At 63.8% G+C, this 260-nt stretch carries 1 protein-coding gene; it reads left to right on the forward strand.

The annotated features are described in order from the left end of the window. Positions 1–79 precede the first annotated feature (79 nt). On the forward strand, positions 80–260 hold a 181-nt coding region (locus KVS69_RS19805), incomplete at its 3' end, for a hypothetical protein (protein WP_217539811.1).

Raw genomic sequence — 260 nt, forward strand, 5'->3', positions numbered from 1 at the left:
TTTCATTCCCTGCCTTGACCTCAACCGCACTTGAGGCCGTAGCGTGCCGGCAACTTGGAGAGAGGAAAAGGATGGCGGCGTGCTGCAGGACATGGATGTGAAAGGGGATGCGAGACGGGATGTTGGCCGGGACGTTGGCCGGGACGCAGGGTGGTCGAGGCTCCTGAAAGGCCGCGACGGGGCGATGCTCGGGCTGATCTCGGCGGGCATCGGGCTGCATGCCTTCAACCAGTTCGCGATCGTCGGTCCATCAGCCCGAC

Source organism: Stenotrophomonas sp. GbtcB23 (genome assembly GCF_019091045.1).
Taxonomy (GTDB): domain Bacteria; phylum Pseudomonadota; class Gammaproteobacteria; order Xanthomonadales; family Xanthomonadaceae; genus Stenotrophomonas; species Stenotrophomonas rhizophila_A.